We start from the raw sequence: 24650 nt of genomic DNA, 5'->3' as shown, positions 1-24650 counted from the left end.
TAGCTTCATAGCACAATGCATCGTTTATGTATGCACTTTCCTATATATGGGTTTTGCGCAGACTATTACATCAGCAGGATCTATTGGAAATAAGGAATCCGATAGTACGAAACTTAAATACCAGTTTAGCGATAATCCTTTTGTCAAACTCCCCAAATCTTATCGCCCTATTTCCCTAGGACAGCCTTCCAATATTGAACGTGAAATTGTTTTCGATCCAGAAACAAGGCAATATATCATTCGTGAAAAAATCGGATCTAAGCTTTACAGACCGCCACTTTATTTATCCATTGATGAATTCAGCAAATACGAGTTCAATCGGTTACAAAAAAATTATTGGGAGGAATTAGCGGATAAAGAATTGGCGGAAGAGCGACGACGACGCCTTTTCCCGGTAATTGAAATCAACAGCCCTACATTCGAAAAGATATTCGGCGGAAACACCATTGACATAAGCCCCCGTGGAAGTGCTGACGTCACTTTAATGGGACAGTACAATACGAACCAGAATCCGATGTTCAATGAGCGGCAGCGCAAACAGTGGGGTTTTGATTTTGATCAAAACATTAATTTAAACCTAACAGGACGAATCGGTGAACGCGTACAGGTTAACGCCAATTTTAATTCACAAGCGCAATTTGGATTTGAAAATCAAGTACGGTTTGACTATGTAGCCAAAGATGACGATATCCTACGTAGATTGGAAATCGGCAACGTAAGTATGCCGCTGAATTCAACCTTGATTCAAGGCTCGGAGTCACTATTTGGTATTAAAGCGCAGCTACAGTTTGGTAAATTGACTTTCACGGGATTACTTTCTCAGCAACGCTCGCATCAAAAAGAATTTACAATTACTAACGGAAGCAGGGACAGTGAATTTGTTTTAGAAATGGATAACTATGAGGCCAATCAACATTTCTTTTTGGGTCAGTATTTCCGGGAAACTTACAACCGGTCGTTAGCGCTAGCACCTATAATAAATACCCCTGTAAATATAACACAGATAGAGGTCTGGACCAATAACCGATCAAACTCATTTGAAGAAGCCAGAGATATCATGGCACTGATGGATTTGGGCGAATATACACCTTATAATAATCTCATTTCTCGTGGAAGCCAGCCCCTGCCTTCTACAGGTATACCGGGAGAACCTGTGCCATCCATTTCCAACAACTTATTAACTCTTCTTGGTGAGAACGGTCGCGAATCAAATAGCAATTTCACCCAAAGCTTTTTTGCTTCGACTGGTGCTAATGACAATTATGTCAAACTGACTTATGCGCGAAAATTAGTTGAAGGGAGAGATTTTACAGTCAACAGAAGGCTCGGTTATATTTCTTTGGTGTATCCCCTCAATCAAGATCAGGTTTTAGCTGTAGCATATAGATATCTCGCAAACGGTAAAGAATATCAAGTGGGCGAATTTAGTACAGATATACCTGTTACCCCTTCGGAGCCAAAGATGTTGTACACCAAGCTTCTAAAAAACGAAACGATAAAAATAAATCTTCCTACATGGGATTTGATGATGAAAAATGTGTATTCATTGGGTGCCAGCAACATTTCCAATACAAACTTTCACGTTCAAATTTACCGTACAGAAGATGAAACAGGTGCACAACGGCCTGCATTATATGAGGGAATAAATACCGTCGATAAAACCTGGCTCCAATTAACCGGACTCGATCGTCTGGATCAGCAACAGGCTGCCGGTGCCGATGGTCTGATGGACTTTTTAGAAAATATTACCATAGAACCTATACGAGGAAAATTAATATTCCCTGTCCTAGAACCCTTCGGCAGAGATTTAGCGAATCAATTTACCTCGGGAGAGACGCAACTTGCAGAAAAATATGCATTTCCAGAATTGTATACAATGACGCAAATGGATGCTCAACAAAAGTATCCCAACAAAAATCGTTACTTATTAAAAGGCAGGTACAGCTCCACAGGTGGAAGCGCAGAGTATCAGTTAGGTGCCATGAACCTTCGTCCTAACTCTGTTCGGGTAATGTCTGGGGGTGCTGTATTAGAGGAAGGAATAGACTATAACATCGATTATCAAATAGGGAATCTTCGAATTTTAAATCAAGCGCTGCTTCTTTCAGGTCAACCGATCTCCGTTTCCATGGAAGATGAGACATTATATGGTTTACAACAAAAGACCTTAATGGGAGGACGCTTTGATTATGCCCTGAATCCAAGTATTCATATCGGAGCCACTGTCATGAACCTGACCGAAAAACCACTTACTGAAAAAGTTACTATTGGCCAGGAACCAATCTCCAACACCATGTTGGGCGCCGATTTCACATACAATGCACCTTCTAGATGGTTAACCCGCTTAGTCGACAAATTGCCCTTTTTAAGCACCAAAGAAGAATCCCATATCAGTTTTTATGGCGAATTTGCACAGCTAATACCCGGACATCCCCGTGGCTTGAATACGGCGGACAATAATACCGGTACGACATACATTGATAACTTTGAAAATAGTGTTTCATATATCGACATCAAAGGATATTTAGGTTGGCAGATCTCTGGAACTCCACGCATGTTTCCAGAATCAAATCTAAATAATGACCTAAGCTATGGCTACAATAGATCGCATCTTACATTTTATAATATCGATCCGATATTTTATCAACCTTCCGATCTTAATCCAAGACTAACGCCCAATATGTTATCCGATCATCGCGTCAGAAAAGTGACCGAGCAGGAAGTATTTCCTTTTAGGAACAGCAGGACGGGCTCAGATGTGTATTTATCCACGTTGGATCTGACGTATTACCCGACGTTGCGCGGCCAATATAACTATACAACTACAGGAGTCAACAGCGATGGTACATTAAGCAATCCAGAAAGTCGCTGGGGCGGTATGTTTAGGAAAATTGACCAAACTGATTTCGAGGCACAGAATATTGAGTTTTTAGAAATGTGGGTGATGGACCCAGTTCTTACCAATCCCAATAAAAACGGGGGCGACATTTATATCAATTTAGGTAACATCTCTGAGGACATCTTGAAAGACGGGCGAAAATCATTGGAAAACGGCCTTTCTCCTACTGGCGATAAAAGCCAGATCGAACAAACGGTCTGGGGCAATGTAATTAAAAACCAACCTGTTATTCAGGCCTTCGAAAACAGCAACGAGAGCAGGTTACTTCAAGATATCGGACTGGATGGGCTTACCAACGAGGAAGAACGCTCATTTCATGGAAATTTCTTAAATCAGCTACAAGGTGTATTAAACCCAACAGCTTTTGCTTCACTACGGGATGACCCTTCTACTGATGACTACACCTATTTCCGTGGAAATCATGTTGACCAGAGTGTCGGAATATTGGAACGGTATAAACGCTATAATGGCGCGCAAGGAAATACGCGCACGAACGACCAGTCCTTAGCAGACTTTGGTGTGGAGACTTCAGCAAGTACTTTATTACCTGATGGCGAAGATGTGAATCGGGATAACACCATGAACGAAGTGGATGAATATTACCAATATAAATTATCCATCCGTCCTCAAGATATGGTAGTTGGTCAAAACTTTATCGTCGATGAGCAAACTACGCAGGTGACCTTAGCCAATTCGCAGAAATCTGATGTAAAATGGTATAAAATCCGTATACCACTTAATGAATTCGAAAGCAAACACGGGGATATCCAAGATTTTAAATCTGTCCGATTTGTACGGATGTTTATGACCAACTTCGCTGACACCTCCGTCGTTCGTTTTGGTAGGTTACAATTTGTACGCGGAGATTGGCGTAAATACAACAGTGAAAATGTTGCGGACAAAGTAATCAGTGATTATTCTATGGGCGTGGTGGCATCTGATAATTCCATCTTCAATGTCGCGAATGTAAGTATCGAAGAAAACGGTAAAAGAGAACCTATTCCTTACAAAGTACCACCTGGTATCAACCGACAAATAGATTGGTCTAATAACAACCTTGATGTAGAGCTGAATGAACAAGCTTTAAGTTTAGATGTTAAAAATCTGAGAGATGGATACGGTCGTGCAACCTATAAAACTGCGTCTCACGATTTCAGACCTTATGGCCGCTTAGAAATGTTTATTCACGCCGAAGGTGAAAATTTAAACAACGGTGATTTTAGAGCGTTTGTCCGGCTAGGAACCGACGACAAATACAATTACTATGAGTATGATATGCCGCTGTTTATTACGCCATATGGTACTTCTTCGGCCGATTTAATCTGGCCGACGGAAAACCGGATGAATATCAAAATTGACTTACTAAAAGATGCTAAGCTAGCGCGTGAAAAAGCTACACGTAATGGTCAACCCTGGCCGTTAGATGTTCCTTTTGAATATGCCGATGGTGAAAATAGAATTACTGTTATCGGAACCCCAGACCTTTCGAAAGTGCGATTCTATATGATGGGCGTACGTAATCCACTTCGAGGCTCTCCCACGAGTAGCGATCTAGACGACGGTAGAGATCTGAACGGCGAATTCTGGTTTAATGAGCTTAGGCTTACTGATTTTGATGATAAAGGCGGATGGGCAGCTACAGCGCGTCTTAATTTAAAATTGGCAGATTTTGCTAACGTATCAATTTCTGGAACGAGATCAACAGTAGGTTTTGGTTCCATCTATCAGCGGGTAGGCGAAAGGAATCGATCTGAGGATACCTATTTTGATATTACTACCAATGCAGAATTGGGAAAATTCTTCCACCCAAGACATGGTATTGTTATTCCTTTTTATTTTAATTACTCCAATCAGAAATCAACTCCGGAATACAATCCATTAAATCCTGATATTGAATTAAATAGTGCTTTAGCAACGTTATCCAATAACAGTAGAGATTCGCTATTACGTCTAGTACAGGATTATACGATGCGCAAAAGTTTTAGTTTTACCAATGTGCGTAAGATCAAAACAAACAATGAGTCATTGATTAAGCCATGGAGCATCGAAAACTTTGGACTATCTTATGCGTACGCCGAATACAATCACCGCGATTACAATACCGCAACCTCTATTCAAAAGAACTACAGAGGTGCGCTAGACTATAATTATAGCAATCCAAATATCAATTTCTATGAGCCCTTCAAAGGTATAAAAAATAAAAACCTAGCACTCATTAAAGACTTAAACTTCAACTTGGTACCTTCATTATTAAACTTCCGACTGGAAGTTAATAGAATTTACAATGAAAATACGTTAAGAGATAATTCTTCTAACAATTTACTACCAACTTATTACAACAAAAACTTCAATATGAACCGTATTTACGGTATCAGTTGGGATTTAACCAAATCATTACGCTTGGATTTCAATGCAACAAATTATTCGATCATTGATGAACCGGTAGGACGTATTGATGGGATTAAACAAGATACGATGTGGTCTAATTTCTGGAAAATGGGAAGAACGACGGATTATAATCACATGATGAACTTGACATATACCTTACCCATAAATAAAATACCTTATCTGGAATGGATCAATGTCATAACAAGGTATGGCACGCAGTTTAATTGGCAAAGCGAACCACTTATTGCGTTTCAAAGTGACGAAATCAGCTTAGGGAACAGTATTCAGAACAATAGAACAATTCAAGTTAATCCGACGTTAAGCTTCTCAACTTTGTATAATAAATTCGGTTTCATTCGACAAAATTCAGGCAGAAATGCAAAAGGTTCGAAGGCATTTTTTGTTCAACTATTGACCTCTCTACGAAATGTGGGCGGCGCCTACACGCGAATTGAAGGAACCTATTTACCTGGTTATACACCAAACACCAATTTATTAGGCTATAATTTTGATGCTAATGCTCCTGGATGGGGATTTCTATTTGGTAGTCAACGCGATATCTTATCCAGAGCTTCCCAAAACGGTTGGATATCGTCGGATACGCTACAGACCAATTTATACACAAAAACCTTCGCCGAAAATATTTCTGCGATCGCTAATTTAGAACCACTTAAGGGATTACGGATAGATCTGACGATGACTCGCGTAGATAATTACAATATCTCGTCTACTACAGAATTAGTGTACGATTCGCAAAGTGGATCATTGCAGCCTATCACCCCCTACAGAACGGGTAATTACAGTATTTCGCAGATCGCTATCCATACTTCATTCACGAGCCACGATGAATTATTTAAAAAGTTCGAAGAGCATCGTTTAATCGTATCAAATAAATTGTCGGAGCAAAATATAAATTCTGTGAAAGGCGATCCGCAATTCTTTGCCGATGGGTACGGTAACGCACAGCAAGATGTCGTTGTTAATTCTTTTTTATCTGCTTATTTAGGGAAAGATCCAAAAGAAAGTCGCGTAGACCGGAAACCTCGTTTTCCTCTTCCAAACTGGCGAATTTCATATAACGGATTGTCTAATATCGTAGCACTTCAGGATCTATTCACTTCCATAAACTTGTCGCATGCATACCAGTCACAATATGTCATCGCGGGATATAATTCTGTCATTCGCTATGCCGAAAACGATGGGGCACCGTCCGAAAGAGATATTAATGATAACTTCCTTCCAAAAGACTTGTATGGGCAGGTGTCCATCATTGACCGATTTGTACCACTAATTGGTGTAGACGTCCGCCTAAAAAACAGTATGTCTGCAAATGCGGAATACAGAAAGTCTAGAGACATGAACTTTAGCTTACAAAACAGTCAAATGGCAATGATGAGCGAAGAATCTATTGTATTTGGGATGGGTTACCGAAAGAACAACGTACGGCTTCCATTTGGTTTATTCGCCGACCGAAAATGGAAAAACGATTTTAATTTCAAACTGGATTTTGCTTTGAATGATCGGAAAACTGTTGTCTATAGATCTGATATAAATGAAGCGGAAGTATCAGGTGGAAACAAAAGTATCAGTATAAATCCTACCTTAGAGTATACCGTAAATCAGTTTTACAACATCAGATTATTCTATAATTCAAATTCTGTAAAACCCTATACATCACAAAACTATGCTACATCTTATACGTACTTCGGGATAAACCTCCGCGTACTATTTCAATAATTTATAATTTGGTATGGCTGAAGATCTTAACATAGTAACCGGAAATAAGGAGGATCAATACGACACATTATTTCCTCAAATAAAAGCCCTTTTGGATGGCGAGGACGACCTCATTGCAAATCTAGCGAACATTGCTGCGGCACTGAAGGAGCAGTTTAATTTTTTTTGGGTAGGGTTCTACCTCGTCAAAAACGATCAATTGGTTCTGGGCCCTTTTCAAGGTCCTGTAGCCTGTACGCGGATCCGTTATAATAAAGGGGTGTGTGGAACAGCTTGGGCAGAAGAGAAAAGCTTAATCGTGCCAAATGTAGAAGAATTTCCAGGACATATCGCGTGTAGTTCCCTTTCCAAATCCGAAATAGTAATTCCTTTTTACAAAAATGAGCAGATAATAGGTGTTTTGGATGTGGATAGCAGTAAAATCGCCGATTTTGATCACATTGATGAAGTGAAATTAACACGAATTCTGTCGCTGATATAGTTAGGGATATAGGACTAGTCTTAAAAAATATATTTTTCTTGTCCTCACCGCCGGACGGGCTCTTTCTTTTTTTATAAAAAGAAAGAAAAAATCGTCGCTGTACCGGCTCGCTACAACGTTTCTTCCTTCCTGCAAACCGCGACCCACTAAGGCGACATTTATCGTGTTTGTAAGGATAGTGTGTAGTATTAAGCATTTAACTTATACTTCAGCTGAACAAACGTTATATTAAAAATACACCTACCTCAGAAATTCGAAAAAATATCGCCTTAGCCATTTGCCGATAGAAGGAGGAGTCACTAGCCATCGTGGCAAATGGGTACAGCGATGAGTTTTTGATTCCTTTTTGCGGAAAAAAGGAATGCCCTGCCGCGGCAAGCGACAAACTGAATAAAACGAACCTTCCTTTAATTTAATCAATCCCTTCAAAAACCAAACAACAGCAAAAAGCAGGTACGAAGTCCACCTGCTATAGGATAAATTAGGTTCCACAAAGATAATATACTTAATCCCGGATATATTTAATATACCTAACTAACAGACCAGATTTTAATCAGTTTATCGTCTCCGGCAGTTGCCAACTCCTGCATACCGTTGTCGAAGTAGACCGAATTAATGGAAAGCATATGTGAATCGTATCCCCTATCCTTAGATACATTTCTGAGTAAATTTAATGCCGTACTCCAGATTTTAATGGTCTTGTCTCGGCTTACGGTGACTAGTTTCGGAGATGGTGCTAAAGCCGCAATCCCGTATACGGTAAACATATGTGGTATAATCTGATTTATCGTCTCCAAATGTGCATTGAGTTGAAAGAGCTTGGCATCTCTACCTCCAGAATAGAGATCTTGATTTAAATAAGCAAGGCTCGTGATGCCTCCTTCATGAACCTGCCTTCTTTCAATGCAATGATAATCTAATGAATCCACTACATAAATAACACCATCTTTATCCCCGAATGCTATTCTACTTTCATCTTCAAGAATAGAAAACGTCCGAACGGTGACTTTTGAAACCGAAAAACAATAGAGCAATTCAAAATTTTTCAAATCCCAAACGTAAGCTTTACCCTCTTCGCCTGTGGCAATAAGTTCCTGTTTACCCCGTAAGGATTTAATACAGAAGACAGCCCCTGTCTCAACTTTCAGCTTTGCCACTAGTTCCTGCTTGGTAAAATCTACAATATAGATTTCTCCGTTGCGCATGCCTACAGCAAGGTAATTTGTTTGAGGAATATGATATAGCGTATAAACAGAAGCAGGCACAGTACACAAAACCCGTCTGAATTTCATCTCTTTCAAGTCCCATTCTACAACCCCTTTATCATTTCCTCCTGAAAAAAGAAGCGATTTCCCCGGAATACCCTCCAATGCAAAAATAGGGTTCTGATGTCCTGTTAACGTTCCTTTTAAAAGTAATTCGCTCATAATAGATCTTCTGGAGAAAATAGACATACACGCAAATCTGCGAATGCACAAATAAGTTACTGATGTCTATTTTCTAAGTTTTTTGCTATCGTTTCTAGACTTATACCTTTCTCCCGCAATAATACCAAAAGATGAAAAATCAAATCTGAAGTTTCGTTGATAAAATCATGATCGGACTCTGTCAAAGCTGCTATCACGGTTTCAACGGCTTCCTCCCCCACTTTTTGCGCAATCTTATTAATTCCTCTTCCACGTAGTCTGTTCACGTATGATTCATCAGCAGGAAAATTATAACGTTGCTGCACGATACGTTCTAACTCAGCTATAAAATTTTGGTTATAGTCCGTATTAAAGCAACTTCGAGTCCCCGTATGACAAGTCGGTCCTTCCGGTTGCGCCTTAATAAGTATGGTATCCTTGTCGCAATCGATGTGATAGCTTTTTACATGTAAAAAATTGCCGCTTTCCTCACCTTTTGTCCACAATCTTTCCTTGCTCCGCGAGTAAAATGTAACTTTTTTATCCTCCTGCGTTTTCTGCCAGGCTTCTTCATTCATATAACCCAACATCAACACCTCTAATGTTTGAAAGTCCTGAACGATTACTGGAATTAATCCATTTCCTTTTTCAAAATCTACCATTGCTCTTTTTATCTTTGTCCTAATCCGACATCATCGGACAGTAATGCCCTGCTTTCTTAATGTCTCTTTCAACTCCGGAATCCGTATCTCGCCGTAGTGAAATACAGATGCAGCCAATGCAGCATCGACATTTGAATATTGAAACACGTCCGCAAAATGTTGTTGATTACCGGCGCCGCCTGATGCAATTAATGGAATCCGAATCTGATCATTTATTTTCTTTAACAGTCCATTATCAAATCCATTTTTTGTTCCGTCGTGATCCATAGAGGTCAATAGGATTTCGCCTGCGCCTCTATTTTCTGCCTCTTTTATCCAGTGCTCCGTTTCTATTTCCGTTTTGTCACGCCCTCCACGCAAATGCACATAATTCTTTCCTTCAAATAATCTGGTATCTACCGCAACAACAACAAACTGCGTCCCAAAAGCGTTTGCCAATTGGTTAATTAAATCTGGGTTACGGACCGCGGCAGAGTTGATTGATATTTTATCGGCGCCAGCATTTAACAGTACTTCTGCGTCTGCCATTTCGTTAATTCCGCCTCCAATTGTAAACGGAATATTTACCTGACGAGCCACAGCTTTCACAAGGTCAACCGTTGTTTTACGCTTTTCGTGTGTGGCTGTGATATCTAAAAAAACGAGTTCATCTGCTCCCTGTTCAGAATATTGCCAAGCCAACTCCACAGGGTCTCCCGCATCACGCAGATCAACAAAATTGACGCCCTTTACAGTACGTCCATCCTTAACATCTAAACACGGTATGATGCGTTTTGCTAACATCTTAGAAATTAATTAGTGATTTGAGGTTCCAATCTTTAATTTCTTCGATACTGATCTTATTCTCATATATTGCCTTACCGACAACACATGATTCCATGCGTCCGAGCGCTTTCAATGCTTCAATATCTTGCATGGAGCTGATACCACCTGAGCCAATCAATTTAATAATAGGCGAGTGATCCAATAGTTTTTGATACAGCTCAACTCCAGCTCCGCCTAATTTTCCATCTTTGCTGATATCTGTACACAGAAAACGGAAGAAACCTAAAGCCAGGCACTTATCAATATATTCAATCAATTTAATTGGGGAGCTCTCTAGCCATCCCGAATATTTAATAACTTCATCAAGCACATCAATCGCTATTACAATATGATCTGCATATTTTGTACGACCCTCGTTTAACGTGCTTAACTCTTCCAAAAAAGATGGATTTGTAATTGCTTGCGTCCCCACAATAACACGAAAGACTCCGGCATCAACAAGTTCCTTCACTTTATCGATACTACGAACACCACCTCCGTACTGTACTTTCATATCGGTACGTTGTACGATATCAAATAAATATTCTTGATTTGAAAAATCACCTTTTGCACCGTTGAGATCGATGATATGAACAAGCTCAGTACCATTCGCATGATATTTTCTGATTTGCTCTTCTAATGAAATTTCGTAAGTAGTGACATCTTCATAAGATCCCTCTCTTAATCGAACCACTTTTTTGTCTAAAACATCAATCGCAGGAATGATATACATAGTTGTTTATATTTTAATAAATTATATTCTCGAAAAGTTTAACAAAAGCTGTTCCCCGTGTTTACCGGATTTCTCCGGATGAAACTGTACGCCATAAAAGTTATTTTTTTGAATCGCAGCAGAATAAGGTAGACCGTATTCGCAAACAGCTCCAGTATATTGTGCACTGTATTCAATAAAATAAGAGTGTACGAAGTAAAAATACGTATTATCGGGAACATCCTGGAATAAAGGGCATTCATTTTCAGCCCGCACACTATTCCATCCCATATGAGGCACTTTGAGCTGGATTCGTTGGTCAAAATGTAACGTCTTCAATGGGAATACAGCTAGTAAATCGGCATTTCCTTCTTCGGAATGAGCCGTTAAAAGCTGCATGCCAACACATATACCTAAAACGGGCTTCTCTAGCTGCAAAATATCGTTCACAAGGCCTGTCTCGCGCAGCTTTTGCATTGCAGCACCTGCGTGACCTACGCCCGGAATGATGATATGATCATATCGATCAAAATCCGACACCTGATTAATCATACCGTAATCCACTCCGATTCGCTGCAATGCTGCAGTGAGTGAAAATATATTACCCGCTCCGTAATTTACTATTCCTATCATTCTATTAGTATTGAGTAATGAGTATTAAGTAGCTAGTAATGAGTATTAAGTATTGAGATCTGACGTTTATCTTTTATCTTAATCCTTACTCTTTTATCCTTAATCCTAACTCCTATCCCCTATTCTACAACACGCCTTTCGTGCTCGGCAATTGCATATTGTCTGCATCGCGACGTACCGCTTTTTTTATTGACTTTGCAAAGGCTTTGAATATTGCTTCAATTTTATGATGCTCATTATCACCCTCGGCTTTGATATTTAAATTTGATTTAGATGCGTCAGAAAATGATTTAAAGAAGTGGAAGAACATCTCCGTTGGCATATCTCCTATTTTTTCTCTTTTAAATGCGGCTTCCCAAACAATCCAGTTACGTCCTCCAAAGTCCAATGCAACTTGTGCCAGACAGTCGTCCATAGGCAAAGTATAAGAATATCGTTCAATACCTCGCTTATCACCTAAAACTTTCAAGAAAATCTCACCGAGTGCAATGCCGGTGTCTTCGATTGTGTGGTGCTCGTCGATATGAAGATCTCCTGTGGCTTTAACAGTCAGATCTATGGCTCCGTGCCTTGCGATTTGATCCAGCATGTGATCGAAGAAAGGTAATCCTGTATCGATATCTGATTTCCCTGAACCATCTAAATTTAATTTGATGTAGATATCCGTTTCGTTTGTTTTACGGTGATGTTCTCCCGTACGCGTTCCCAACTTCAAGAATTCATATATAGATTTCCAGTGCGCCGTCTCCAGTGCAACCACCTCATCCGAAATCTCAAGGTTTTCCGTTTTTCCAAGCTCGTCATTGTTACGCAACCAAATCACTTTAGCGCCTAAATTTTGAGCCAATTTCACATCATTTACCCGGTCACCAATCACAAATGAATCGGCCAAATTGTATTTCGCAGCATCAAAGTAATTCCCTAGCATTCCTATGCCGGGTTTTCGGGTAGGTGCATTTTCATTTGGAAAAGTTCTATCGATATGTTCTTGTGCAAATTCTACTCCTTCGCCTTTAAACGTGTCAATGATAAAATGATGTACAGGCCAAAAGTTAACTTCAGGATGTGAATCTGTACCCAACCCGTCTTGATTTGAAACCAAGATCAACTCAAAATCAAGTTCTCTCGCAATCCTAGGCAAATATTGCAGGGCGCCGGGATAGAACTTAAGTTTGGCAAAGGAATCAATCTGTTCGTCCTCCGGTTCTACTATTAATGTACCATCTCTATCTATAAATAGGACTCTTTTCACTCTTTCTGACATGATTACTTATAAAATTGCTGTAACGCAGCTATTAAATTTTTGTTTTCTTCGGGTGTTCCCACGGTAATCCGAAGACATCCTTCACAAAGCTCGACTTTAGAACGGTCACGAACGATAATACCTTTGCTTACTAAATATGTATATAACGCTCTCGGTTCTTGCAATTTAACTAATATAAAATTGGCGTCTGAAGGGGTGATATGATAAACCTGTTCAAATTTCTCTAAATCTGAACTGAGTTTATCCCGTTCTGACACAGCTTCTTTGATCCATTCGTTCACAATATCTACTCCGTTCAACGCTTCCAAAACCAATTCTTGGGTAGCTTGATTAATATTATATGGGGGTTTTATTTTATTGAATATATCAACTATTTCTTTACTGGCGAATGCCATACCTAAGCGTAGGGCCGCCAATCCCCAAGCTTTTGAAAGTGTTTGAAGGATCACCAAGTTCGGATATTCCGCCAATTCTTGCGTAAATGATTTGTGTCTCGAATAATTGATATACGCTTCATCGATAACTACGATACCAGGAAAATAGGTAAGTATAGTTTCTATATCTTTTCTATTGATGCTATTTCCAGTGGGGTTATTCGGCGAACAGATAAAGATCATTTTTGTATTGGTGTCGATGGCCTCTGCAATATTTTCCATATCCAATTCGTAATCTGCTGTCAAATTAACTTTACGGACAGGTACATCGTTTATATTAGCAGACACCTCGTACATACCATATGTTGGAGGTACAAGGATAACGTTATCCATTTGTGGACGACAAAATGCGCGATACAAAATATCAATGGCTTCATCACTACCATTACCTAAAAATATATTCTCGACAGGAACGCCTTTTATCGTGGATAATTTTTCTTTTACCTGATGCTGTAAAGGATCCGGATAGCGATTGTAATGCTGTGCTAACGGAGAACCAAAAGCATTTTCATTGGCATCCAATAATACGGATGCTTCTCCTTTAAATTCATCGCGCGCTGATGAATAGGGGACCAAATTCTTGATATTGTCCCGTAATAATATATTTAAGTTGAAAGACATATTCATTGTCTACTATTTTGGAGGTGTAAATATGGGGAAAAATCTACAAAATCACTAAACTAAATACCACTTACCTTCTTCAGAAAGATGTGTATTCGAAAATTTTGACTTCGCTTCGGTTAATAATGGTGTCAAATCGCGGTATCGAGCCGAATAGTGACCCATTAACAATTTGCAAGCTCCGACTTGTAATGCTACTTCAGCAGCCTCTAAAGCCGTACTATGGAAAGTTTCTTCCGCCCGATCTACCATTTCATGTAAAAAGGTAGTTTCATGATAGAGCAAATCCACGTGTTGTATTGCGGAGATATAGCTTGCGAAGGCACGCGTATCTGAACAATAGGCATAACTTCTTGATCGAGGTGCTGGCGATGTCAATTCAGAAGCGCTATATAGCGTACCATCCGTATCTGTACAATCTATGCCTCTTTTTAACTGGGAGAGAAAGACAGTGGGTATATTTAACTTTTCTATTTTTTTGGGGATTAAAGAAGCTGATCGCTTCCCTTCATCAAAACGAAAGCCCGTAGTCGGTACACGATGTCTCAATGAAAAAGAAGTAACCGTTAACATTTTAGTTTGTAAAATAATTTCAGGCTCTCCCGGATTGGTGGAATGAAAAATAAGGTCATAACGCAATACGGTATCCGAGTATTTAAACTGTATATCTAAAATTTCCTTAAGCGCTGCTGGTGCATACAGATGTAATTCATTTTTTCTTCCGCTTAAATTCATGGAGGATAATAATCCCACCAATCCCAGATAGTGGTCGCCATGCAAATGGCTGATGAAAATATGCGAAATCTTATTACTCTTTATTCCATAACGGAAAAGTTGCATCTGCGTCCCTTCACCGCAATCGATCAAGAACAGCTGTTCATTGAAATTCAAAACTTGAGATGAGGGATGCCGTTCGTACATCGGTGTAGCCGAACTATTTCCCAAAATCAGCACTTCAAATCTCATTATTCCCCCCGTAACTCACGCTGTATTTCACTACCAAAGATCAAATCTTCTGCTTTACTAATAGATTTTACGATAGTAAAATTGTTCTCCAATCCGGCCATTCTTAAGAGGTCTGCGATCTGCGAGCATACGCCGGTCAGAATAAATACACCTCCAACAGCACCACATAGACGCTGAGCTAGCAAGCCCATACGGATTCCTTCCTCATCCGACTCTTCAACATTCGACAGATCCAAAATAATATTACGTTGACCACTGCTGTTGCGTAACATGAACTCGCCTTTTAAAAATGCGGCGACCTCACCGTTTAACTGCTTAGTTAAAGGTTCAATGACGACATATCTTTCGTGCTTATCTATCGTATATTTCATATGTATATTATTTGTCTTTTAACGGCCATATGGAATATCCAAACTATATTCATTCGTGTTTGTGTAGCCATTGCTACCTGGATATTTCATATGTATATTATTTGACGGTTAAAGCCATTTCTTTGCTTAACATATCCTCAATATGGCTTGCAGCCGGGTATCACTCCACTTTCGATGAGTTAACCCAAAGTTGACAATGCCTGTTTTACGTTTTTTTCCACTCGAGTCAGCACTTCCTCGGCCTCGGGATAAATAAATTCTTCGCCTGTAATATGTTCATAAAGCTCGATATAACGTTCTGAAATAGACCGTATGATCTCTTCTGTCATTTCTGGGACTTGCTGTCCATCTTTGCCTTGGAAACCATTTTCTATCAACCACTGACGAACAAATTCTTTTGAGAGCTGTTTTTGAGGCTCCTCTGCGGCTTGACGCTCTTCATATCCTTCTGCATAAAAATAGCGGGAAGAGTCGGGGGTATGAATTTCATCTATCAAATAGATTTTTCCATTTTTTTTACCAAATTCATACTTTGTATCGACCAAGATTAACCCTCGTTTTTTTGCGATCTCTGTTCCGCGTTGAAAAAGCGCTTTGGTATATTGCTCCAGTTGCACGTAATCTTCTTCACTAACTATTCCATTCGCTAAAATATCGACTTTGGAAATATCCTCATCGTGGCCTACAGCTGCTTTAGTAGTTGGTGTAATGATTGGTTCAGGGAGTTTGTCATTTTCTTTCAACCCTTCAGCTAATACTTCTCCGCACAATTCGCGCCCCCCAGCTGCATAGGTACGCCAAGCGTGCCCTGCTAAATACCCACGAATAACCATTTCAACTTTAAAAGGCTCGCACATCTGCCCAATAGTGACACTGGGATCGGGAACGGATATGACCCAGTTGGGTAGGATATCAGCCGTGGCTTTCAAAAATTTAGCTGCAATCTGATTTAACACTTGTCCTTTGTAAGGTATAGAACGAGGTAATACGACATCAAAGGCCGAAATACGGTCTGACGCCACCATCACTAAATATTGATTATCGATCGTATATACATCTCTAACCTTACCTCTGTAAAAAGCAGTCTGCTTGTCAAAATTAAAATTTGTTTCGTTTATCGCGTTCATATATTATTGGTACGCAACGTACCCCCTTTTTATTCTAAGTGTTTAAATCGCCGTAAGCCTCTAAAATTCTTCTCACTAATTTATGGCGAACTACGTCCGAACCGGTGAGATGTATAACATCTATACCTTCTACATTTTCCAGTATTTTCACCGCAGTAGCCAATCCAGATTGTGTCTTTTTCGGTAAATCTATTTGCGTCAGATCTCCCGTTACGATAAATTTAGCCGTAGGCCCCATACGCGTCAAAAACATTTTGAGCTGCATATCTGTCGCATTTTGTGCCTCATCCAGAATCACAAAACAATTATCCAATGTCCGCCCGCGCATAAATGCTAGCGGTGCCACTTCGATTGTTCTATTCTCTAAATAACCTTTTAACTTTTCTACCGGTATCATATCATCCAACGCGTCGTACAATGGGCGCAAGTACGGATCGACCTTCTCTTTCAGGTCTCCGGGCAAAAAACCTAAGTTCTCTCCCGCTTCCACTGCCGGACGCGTCAGAATAATACGTTTTATTTCTTTATTACGTAAAGCGCGTACAGCTAGAGCGACCGCGGTATACGTCTTTCCCGTACCTGCTGGACCTATGGCAAAAATAATATCATTTTTATTAATACTCTCTACCATCTTAAGCTGATTGGCCGTCCGTGCCCTCACGATCAAGCCGTTCGGCCCATACACGATAGGTTCTCCCTTAAAGGCAACCCGCCCTTCTTCCGATTTTTCTTTCTTAACCGACACAGAAGCAGCAACTCTTGAACGCAGCAATTCTTCTAAATCTAATGCCGACAACGAATTAAATTTTGCAGCGTGATCCAATATCCTATTAAAAGATTCTTCAAAAATCTTTTGTTCAACGACTTCACCTAGCACTTTCAATTCATCACCTCTCGCCACCAAGCGCAATTTCGGAAATGCAGTTTTTATAAACTCAAAGTTTTCATTTTGTGCCCCCCATAAGGAAACTAGATTTACGCTATCTAGATTGATGATTAATTCGCTCAAATTATTTTTAATTTAACTTTGTAATACCTTGTGGATAAATATAGATAAGATTTTCGATTTCCGAATGAGTTTTTGTCAATATCTTATACTAAAACATTCAAATTTACAAACTTAAATTGGCCAATTAAGAATTGTAAAAAATATTAATTAATTTGAGGGCTTTTAGCACGCAAGATGAGCAGTTTTGCTACTTTTGTAGCTCGACAAAGAATTCGTAAAGCTATTTTGAGCGCGTTTCAAAAGACAACGTGCTGTTAGTATGGGAGTAATAACATTAACAACGGACTTGGGATACCGCGACTTTTATCAAGCCGCACTCAAAGGTAGCATTATATCATTGCTACCTGACGTTCGTTTGTTCGATATCAGCCATGAAATTCCTTCTTTCAATATCCAAAATGCAGCATTTATCTTACAGAATGCTTACCACTACTTTCCAAAAAACACAGTTCACTTAATCGGAATAGACACGGTATTTCAGGAAGGGGGCAGCTATGTTGCCATGAAATATGATGGACACTATTTTGTAGGAGCAGACAACGGGATATTTAGCATTATATTAGGCGACGACCAAGCAGAAGAGTTGGTTGAAATCGAAGTGATGCAGGACCTTCGATTTCTTCATTTTCCGTTGGCAGACATCTTGGTGAAGGCCGCCTGTCATATCGCCAACGGAGGAAATATCAGCGAATTGGGATCAAAAATCGAGGAACCGCTTAAAAAGAAACCTCTCCTTCCGATTATTGAAAACAATAACATCATCAAAGGTCATGTTTCTTATATCGATTCTTTTGGCAATGTCATCAGTAATATCAGTAAAGACCTATTTAATCAGGTTCAAAGAGGTCGGAATTTTACCTTATTTTTCAAACGTAATGAGACCATTGAAAAAATGAGCTGGCATTACAATGAAGTATCTGAAGGTGAAAAGCTTTGTCTTTTCGGCATCAGTAATTATTTGGAAATCGCCATTAATAAAGGTCATGCGAGTAATCTGCTGGGATTACACCAAGACGAGACTATCATGGTTAAATTTCTAGATAATTAAAAAGAAGCCGACATTAGGGCAGAAAACCTATAAATCTCTAAGAATAACTTCTTACACGGCACTTTTGAGGAGTTAAGTAGTAATAACTTTTACCCATGAAAAAAATACTGTATTTTATTATATTAATAGGCTTAGGTCATCCGTTATTTTCTCAGAACTTACAAGTTGATTCTGCCTCCTTTGAGCAACAACGTAAGCGGGTAAATACATTATTAGATGAGCGTAGTCGCAAATTTGAAGAATATAATATTTCGCTGGATCAGAAAACAGGCGTATTCGGGATCTTCAAAACAAAAGGAGATATGCAAAAGTCTATTGATATCCTGAAAATGATCGTCATCAATGACAACAAAATTTTCATCGAAACGCGCAAACTGCTTGCTCTCAAAGATGATGAACGTGCGAGATTTCAAAAGTTAGCTACGGAATTTGACACACAAGTAACGGCCTACATGAAAACGATCTCCAAACTTCAACAGGAAAACGACAGGTTCAAAGAAGAAATTAAAACACAGGAGAGTAAGGGACTTAACGGAAACGATACGCTGTACATTAGCTTCTCCATTATTACCGTATTAGGACTTATTATTTATAAACAGCATAAGGTATTAAATCCCAAAAAGTGACGAAAGTTTGATAACCGCCAAACATTATATCTTTATCTTTGCCTCTCGAAATAGATATAAGAATAGTATAAATGGCCAGACCGAGATTGAATAGTGGGGATTCACATTCCGAGGATTTACCGAAACCCAAGCTAAATAAGGCATTAGCGAAGAAAGCATTTCAAATATTTTCTTACCTCAGACCCTACCGTACAAAATTCCTGTTTGGGATGGTTTTTTTGATTTTATCCAGTCTTACTATGCTTACCTTTCCTGCCTTACTGGGTGCTATGATAGATTCGGCTCAAGGCAAACAAACCTACCCCTGGTTACCAAGTAGCATTCTTTTCATCGGGTCGCTCTCGTTAGGTATTCTATTTTTTCAATCTCTAATGTCGTTTTTCCGGATTAGACTTTTTGTTGAAGTAGCCGAAAAAGCTTTGGCGAGCATTCGCCGAGATACCTATTATAAATTAATTACGCTACCCATCGATTTTTTTGCGAATAGAAGGGTGGGCGAACTGAATAGCAGACTCTCATCGGACTTATCTCAAATACAAGACACGATGACTACAACTGTAGCAGAGATAATTCGTCAGGCGATTAGCCTAGCCTTAGGTATAATTTTACTAATAGTCGTGTCGCCCAAGCTAGCCTTAATGAATCTGTGTATATTGCCAATATTGGTGGTTACGGCTATATTTTTTGGAAGATTTATCCGTAGTCTTTCGCGACAAACTCAGGATCAATTGGCAGACTCCAACAGCATTGTTCAGGAGACATTGCTCGGCATTAGTAATGTCAAAGCTTTTGTAAATGAGTTCTACGAAGCCAGGCGATATTCAAAGAAATTAGATTCAGTAGTCAGCTTAGCGGTAAAAGGTGCTACCTATCGTGGAGTATTTGCGTCTTTTATTATCTTCTGCATATTTGGAGCGGTCATTGCCGTGATCTGGTATGGCGCTTTATTAGTCTCATCGGGTGAAATCACTGTGGGTGATCTTACAACTTACATTCTGTACTCTATGTTTGTCGCGGGCTCCATGGGAAGTTTTCCAGAATTATATGCCGGTATCCAACGGGCATTAGGAGCTAGTGAACGTGTAATTGAGATTTTGAATGAAAAAACAGAAGATATAAAAGTAACGGAAGATGATAAAGAAATTAGCCGAATAATCCGAGGTAAGCTCACATTTGATCATGTTGCCTTTGCTTATCCATCAAGGCGCGATATCCAAATTCTAAAAGACATATCTTTTACGGCTGAAGCTGGGCAAAAAATAGCAATTGTAGGCCCAAGTGGAACAGGTAAATCGACTATAGCTTCGCTGATATTACAATTTTATCAACCACAATCGGGAGAAATCCGGTATGACGACAGGGTATCTTCTAGTTTTTCGTTGACCGATATCCGGAATCAAGTAGCAATTGTCCCCCAAGATGTACTTCTTTTTGGAGGAACTATCCGCGAAAATATTAATTATGGCCGACTAGATGCTGATGCGGAAAGTATTATTGAAGCCTCCAAGCGTGCAAACGCTCACGACTTCATTATGGGATTTCCAGATGGATATGACACGTTAGTGGGTGAAAGAGGCGTAAAATTATCTGGGGGACAGCGACAGCGCATTGCCATTGCAAGGGCGCTATTAAAAGATCCTGCTATTTTGATCCTCGATGAAGCGACTTCCTCTTTAGATTCTGAATCAGAAAGACTTGTACAAGAAGCCTTAGAAGAATTGATGAAAAACCGAACATCGATTGTCATCGCCCATCGGCTTTCTACTATAAAGAACGCCGATTCTATCTTAATTGTTGAAAATGGAATTATTTCGGACTTTGGTAACCATATCGATCTGCTTTCTAAAGGAAGTGGTTTATATCATCATCTGTTTACATTACAATCTACGCAAAAGGTAGAGCGTTAAATTTTCGTTAATTATATTTATTCCAAACTTTTTGGAATAACAGTTGTTTACCTAAAACAAGTAGATTACAGAATAATTATAAAAACACACACGTCATGGAAAAGAATAGAAATGGATTAGTAGCATTTGCATTATTAGGATTAGCAGTAGGTACAGCCGCATATTATTTACTCGGTACGGAAGACGGCAAGAAACAACTAGATCGCGCAAATGAAGGCATCAAAGATCTTACTAGATCGATAAAGGACATTTCTAAAAAAGAGGCAAAAAAAGCGGCTAAATTCGCTAAAACCGCAAAATCAGATTTAGAAGGTCTTAAAGCTCGTGCTCAGGATGTGGGTAAACAAGTGATAGATAAAGCGTCTGAAAAAGCCACAGACTGGGCAAGCAAGGCTTCAGATGCAGCAAATAAATTTTCAACGAAAGCAGAAGATGTTGCGGACAAAGCAAAATCAGATATTTCTAACGCCTAGTTATCAAGTAACAGCTGTTTAGAGACGATTGTATTTTGTACCCCAGGGAGTGTAAAACAAACTGTGTCAATGGTTCAATTACCACCCCGCGGGGTGGTAATTGAACCATTTTGCTTATTGCAAATCTAACACCATTCTTCCGGGAAACCAAATAGCTAATTTTTGTGCCGTTGTTCCCCAATTGGCCAGTGGCATCGTCCATTTCTTCTTAATGTTTTTATGTGCTAAATAGATCAGTTTCAATAACGCCATGTCCGAGGTGAAGGCACCTTTGGTTTTAGTGACCTTACGGACTTGGCGATGGAATCCCTCGATCGTATTGGTCGTATAGATTAATTTTCGGATGGATTTGTCGTAACGGAAATAAGTGGTCAAACGTTCCCAGTTACGCCGCCAGGAGTCGATGACCACTGGGTATTTTTCCCCCCATTTGTCCTGAAGTTCATCCATCCGCAGTCCGGCAAGATCCAATGTATCGGCACGGTAGACAGGTTTTAGATCATTCATAAACTCCTTTTGGTCCTTACTAGCCACATACTTGAGGCTGTTACGGATCTGGTGCACTACACAGGTCTGTACTTCGGTATCCGGAAAAACACTCTGTATCGCTTCTGAAAATCCTTTTAGGTTATCGATACAGGCAATTAAGATATCCTCTACGCCCCGGTTCTGTAAATCGGTCAGTACGCTTAGCCAAAAGTTAGCACCCTCATTCTCCGAAACATACATCCCTAACAGATGCTTGTGACCGTTTCGGTCAACGCCAAGAATATTGTATACAGCCCGCGATACAAAACGATGGTCTTCTTTCACCTTGTAGTGCATCGCATCCATCCAGACAATCGTATAAAGGGAATCAAGGCTTCTTGACTGCCATTCCTTGACCTCGGGAATGATCTTATCGGTAATGGAAGAAAGCGTACTGTGACTGATGTCTGTATCGTACATCTCCTTGATGTGGTTCGATATATCCCGCAGGCTCATACCAAGGCCATACATGCCTAAAATCTTCTTCTCCAGGCTCTCGGCTAGAATCGTCTCACGTTTCTTAATGAGCTGGGGTTCGAAGTTAGATCGACGATCACGGGGAGTGTCGATATCGATCGTGCCATCGGAGGTGCGAATCTGCTTGCTGGACTTGCCGTTACGCCGGTTACCGCTGGAGCGCTCAACTTCGTCCATATGGCCCTCCATCTCAGCTTCTAACGCCGCTTCTAAAAACTTCTTCATCAAAGGTGCAAAAGCGCCGTTCTTGCCATAAAGTGATGCTCCGCTGCGTAACTGTTCCAGCGCTTTGTCCTTCATGGACTCAAAATCAAAATCGTTTTCCTTAATACTCATAATTACTATGTCAAAAATAATACTTCTCTTTATTATTCTTGACACAGTTTATTTTACAGTCTCGTACCCCACGGTAAATTACGCATATTTGTGTATTAGTCGTTCGTGAATGCAAAGCTTTTTATCTAAGTTTGCATAAATGAGCTTTTTTCAGCAAGTCAAAACTTTAGTATCAAAAGAGATACTACTAGAATGGCGTTCTAAACACGCTATCAATAGTATCTTATTGTATATAGTATCTACGGTTTTTGTTTGTTACCAAGCTTTCAAATCTGTAGATACTTTAGTTTGGAATGCCTTATTCTGGATTATTCTACTCTTTGCATCAATTAATGCTATCAGCCGTTCTTTCGTTCAAGAAAGTCAATACAGGCAACTTTATTATTACAGTATTGTAAGTGCCAAAGCCGTTATATTATCAAAAATAATATACAATATGCTACTGATGGTCTTTCTTTCCATTATCGCTTATTTTGTATATTCTATTGTCTTCAGAAATCCTGTCGGGGATCCACTTATTTATTTTATAGCCATCCTATTAGGTGGAGTGAGTTTTGCAACAGTTTTCACGATGGTATCGGGTATTAGTTCTAAAACCGGGAATAATAGCACTATAATGGCCGTGCTTTCTTTTCCGGTCGTCATACCTCTTTTAATTGTACTTATCAAGCTTTCTCAAAATGCCCTCCAAGGATTAGATCGTGCTATCAGCTATGGAGAGATAGGGGTGCTTCTAGCAATTAATGTAATTACAATTACAATTTCTTTATTGTTATTTCCTTACCTTTGGAGGGATTAAAATGTGTGTTCAATGATGAGAAAAAATTGGTGGAAAATATTAGCAGCCGTGATGGTTTCTTCTTCCGTAGTTGCGGGCTTTATGGGGCCCGTACCGGTTTTACCGATATTAAACGAAACAATCCGTAATATATATTTTCATGTTCCGATGTGGTTTAGTATGATCGTATTATATTTAATTTCCGTAATATTTAGTGTAAAATACTTGAATAGTGGAGAACGAAACCACGATATCATGGCTGTAGAAGCAGTAAATGTGGGTATATTATTCTGCTTCTTAGGGCTTCTTACAGGAATGCAGTGGGCTAATATCACATGGGGAGATCCTTGGCCAAATGACCCTAAACTGAATGGTTCAGCTATAGCAACACTCATGTATCTCGCTTACCTCGTACTTCGCAATGCGCTAGAAGAAGAACAAAAAAGAGCAAAAATATCCGCAGTCTACAACATCTTTGCCTTCCCGATCATGATTGTACTACTGTATATTCTGCCCAAATTGACAGACTCCCTGCATCCTGGAAGTGGTGGAAACTCCACATTTAGTGATATAGATATGGATCACAATATACGTCCTATTTTTTATACTGCCGTTATCGGATGGATACTCACTGGCATATGGATATGCACGTTGCGCTATAGATTAAGATTAGTAGAAAATAACAGGAATAAATTAGATTGATGATGTATTATATGAAAACTTTAATGTTAACTTTTTTATCTATTATATGTTTGCTGAGAATGGCAGTTGCGCAACCCCAAATGGCGCAAATAGAAATGGCAACCGGCCTAAGAAGCTCTGGAAAAATATGGGTGGTTGTCCTCGTGGTACTTACCTTAATTATTGGCGTTTTTTTGTACCTGTTTTCTATTGATCGCAAAATTAGAAAATTAGAAAACCATAAGTAGATTTGTAGGTAAATACATAGCGTTTTCAACCCAA

The 24650-nt window shown here is 39.5% G+C and carries 21 protein-coding genes; 9 read left to right on the top strand and 12 right to left on the bottom strand.

Annotated elements, in window-relative coordinates:
* The first annotated feature begins 46 nt into the window (after nt 1-46).
* The gene (gene sov, locus C4F40_RS01605) at nt 47-7024 is read left to right on the top strand and encodes a T9SS outer membrane translocon Sov/SprA (protein ID WP_196937624.1); all 6978 of its coding nucleotides are present in this window, start codon (nt 47-49) and stop codon (nt 7022-7024) included.
* A gap of 13 nt (nt 7025-7037) precedes the next feature.
* Entirely contained in the window at nt 7038-7505 is a 468-nt protein-coding gene (locus tag C4F40_RS01600) for a GAF domain-containing protein (RefSeq protein ID WP_196937623.1), read from the top strand.
* Between the two features lie 530 nt (nt 7506-8035).
* On the opposite strand, the gene C4F40_RS01595 is transcribed toward C4F40_RS01600, so the two are convergent.
* The 11 genes from C4F40_RS01595 to C4F40_RS01545 all read right to left on the bottom strand — a co-directional run bounded on the left by C4F40_RS01595 (nt 8036) and on the right by C4F40_RS01545 (nt 17514).
* Nucleotides 8036-8932, bottom strand: a complete 897-nt coding sequence (locus tag C4F40_RS01595; RefSeq protein ID WP_196937622.1) for a WD40 repeat domain-containing protein — start codon at nt 8930-8932, stop codon at nt 8036-8038.
* A 56-nt stretch (nt 8933-8988) separates the two neighbouring features.
* Nucleotides 8989-9585 (bottom strand): bifunctional phosphoribosyl-AMP cyclohydrolase/phosphoribosyl-ATP diphosphatase HisIE, encoded by a 597-nt coding sequence (gene hisIE / locus C4F40_RS01590; RefSeq protein WP_262894815.1) that lies wholly within the window; start codon nt 9583-9585, stop codon nt 8989-8991.
* A gap of 18 nt (nt 9586-9603) precedes the next feature.
* Entirely contained in the window at nt 9604-10356 is a 753-nt protein-coding gene (gene hisF / locus C4F40_RS01585; protein WP_196937620.1) for an imidazole glycerol phosphate synthase subunit HisF, read from the bottom strand.
* Nucleotide 10357: 1 nt separating this feature from the next.
* Nucleotides 10358-11110 (bottom strand): 1-(5-phosphoribosyl)-5-[(5-phosphoribosylamino)methylideneamino]imidazole-4-carboxamide isomerase, encoded by a 753-nt coding sequence (locus tag C4F40_RS01580; RefSeq protein ID WP_196937619.1) that lies wholly within the window; start codon nt 11108-11110, stop codon nt 10358-10360.
* Nucleotides 11111-11131: 21 nt separating this feature from the next.
* Nucleotides 11132-11722, bottom strand: a complete 591-nt coding sequence (gene hisH / locus C4F40_RS01575) for an imidazole glycerol phosphate synthase subunit HisH (protein ID WP_196937618.1) — start codon at nt 11720-11722, stop codon at nt 11132-11134.
* Nucleotides 11723-11846: 124 nt separating this feature from the next.
* A complete protein-coding gene (hisB, locus tag C4F40_RS01570) occupies nt 11847-12986 on the bottom strand; it encodes a bifunctional histidinol-phosphatase/imidazoleglycerol-phosphate dehydratase HisB (RefSeq protein ID WP_196937617.1) in 1140 nt (379 codons plus the stop codon).
* A gap of 2 nt (nt 12987-12988) precedes the next feature.
* A complete protein-coding gene (gene hisC, locus C4F40_RS01565) occupies nt 12989-14047 on the bottom strand; it encodes a histidinol-phosphate transaminase (RefSeq protein ID WP_196937616.1) in 1059 nt (352 codons plus the stop codon).
* 48 nt (nt 14048-14095) lie between these two features.
* Nucleotides 14096-15007 (bottom strand): ribonuclease Z, encoded by a 912-nt coding sequence (locus tag C4F40_RS01560; protein ID WP_196937615.1) that lies wholly within the window; start codon nt 15005-15007, stop codon nt 14096-14098.
* Nucleotides 15007-15378 (bottom strand): STAS domain-containing protein, encoded by a 372-nt coding sequence (locus C4F40_RS01555; protein WP_196937614.1) that lies wholly within the window; start codon nt 15376-15378, stop codon nt 15007-15009. Before C4F40_RS01555 ends, C4F40_RS01560 begins: the two co-directional genes overlap by 1 nt.
* A gap of 179 nt (nt 15379-15557) precedes the next feature.
* Nucleotides 15558-16505: a phosphoribosylaminoimidazolesuccinocarboxamide synthase gene (locus C4F40_RS01550; RefSeq protein ID WP_196937613.1), complete on the bottom strand. Its 948-nt coding sequence runs from the start codon at nt 16503-16505 to the stop codon at nt 15558-15560.
* Between the two features lie 34 nt (nt 16506-16539).
* Complete coding sequence (locus C4F40_RS01545; RefSeq protein ID WP_196937612.1) at nt 16540-17514, bottom strand: PhoH family protein; 975 nt, start codon at nt 17512-17514, stop codon at nt 16540-16542.
* Nucleotides 17515-17773: 259 nt separating this feature from the next.
* Here C4F40_RS01545 and C4F40_RS01540 point away from each other — a divergent pair, with 259 nt between their 5' ends.
* The 4 genes from C4F40_RS01540 to C4F40_RS01525 all read left to right on the top strand — a co-directional run bounded on the left by C4F40_RS01540 (nt 17774) and on the right by C4F40_RS01525 (nt 21568).
* Nucleotides 17774-18562, top strand: a complete 789-nt coding sequence (locus C4F40_RS01540; protein WP_196937611.1) for an SAM hydrolase/SAM-dependent halogenase family protein — start codon at nt 17774-17776, stop codon at nt 18560-18562.
* A 95-nt stretch (nt 18563-18657) separates the two neighbouring features.
* The gene (locus C4F40_RS01535) at nt 18658-19188 is read left to right on the top strand and encodes a hypothetical protein (RefSeq protein ID WP_196937610.1); all 531 of its coding nucleotides are present in this window, start codon (nt 18658-18660) and stop codon (nt 19186-19188) included.
* A 71-nt stretch (nt 19189-19259) separates the two neighbouring features.
* Nucleotides 19260-21095 carry an ABC transporter ATP-binding protein gene (locus C4F40_RS01530; protein ID WP_196937609.1) on the top strand — a complete coding sequence of 612 codons (1836 nt, stop codon included), beginning with the start codon at nt 19260-19262 and terminating at the stop codon, nt 21093-21095.
* A 95-nt stretch (nt 21096-21190) separates the two neighbouring features.
* Nucleotides 21191-21568 (top strand): hypothetical protein, encoded by a 378-nt coding sequence (locus C4F40_RS01525; protein ID WP_196937608.1) that lies wholly within the window; start codon nt 21191-21193, stop codon nt 21566-21568.
* Between the two features lie 114 nt (nt 21569-21682).
* Here C4F40_RS01525 and C4F40_RS01520 read toward each other — a convergent pair whose 3' ends face one another.
* A complete protein-coding gene (locus C4F40_RS01520; protein WP_196937607.1) occupies nt 21683-22909 on the bottom strand; it encodes an IS256 family transposase in 1227 nt (408 codons plus the stop codon).
* Nucleotides 22910-23048: 139 nt separating this feature from the next.
* Between C4F40_RS01520 and C4F40_RS01515 the strand changes: the two genes are divergently transcribed.
* From C4F40_RS01515 to C4F40_RS21640, 3 genes are read left to right on the top strand one after another with little or no spacing between them, the layout of a single operon-like run.
* Nucleotides 23049-23708, top strand: coding sequence for a heme exporter protein CcmB (locus tag C4F40_RS01515; protein WP_196937606.1), 660 nt, complete (start codon nt 23049-23051; stop codon nt 23706-23708).
* A gap of 15 nt (nt 23709-23723) precedes the next feature.
* On the top strand, nt 23724-24389 hold the full coding sequence (gene ccsA, locus C4F40_RS01510) for a cytochrome c biogenesis protein CcsA (RefSeq protein WP_196939231.1): 666 nt from the start codon (nt 23724-23726) through the stop codon (nt 24387-24389).
* Nucleotides 24389-24616, top strand: a complete 228-nt coding sequence (locus C4F40_RS21640; protein ID WP_313784902.1) for a CcmD family protein — start codon at nt 24389-24391, stop codon at nt 24614-24616. The genes ccsA and C4F40_RS21640 overlap by 1 nt, the downstream gene beginning before the upstream one ends.
* The last annotated feature ends 34 nt before the right edge of the window (nt 24617-24650 follow it).

Origin of the sequence: Sphingobacterium pedocola, from assembly GCF_015209965.1 — a bacterium.
Lineage (GTDB): Bacteria > Bacteroidota > Bacteroidia > Sphingobacteriales > Sphingobacteriaceae > Sphingobacterium > Sphingobacterium pedocola.
The sequence above is the reverse complement of the archived record's forward strand: the minus strand, read 5'-3'. Positions and strand labels throughout refer to the sequence as shown.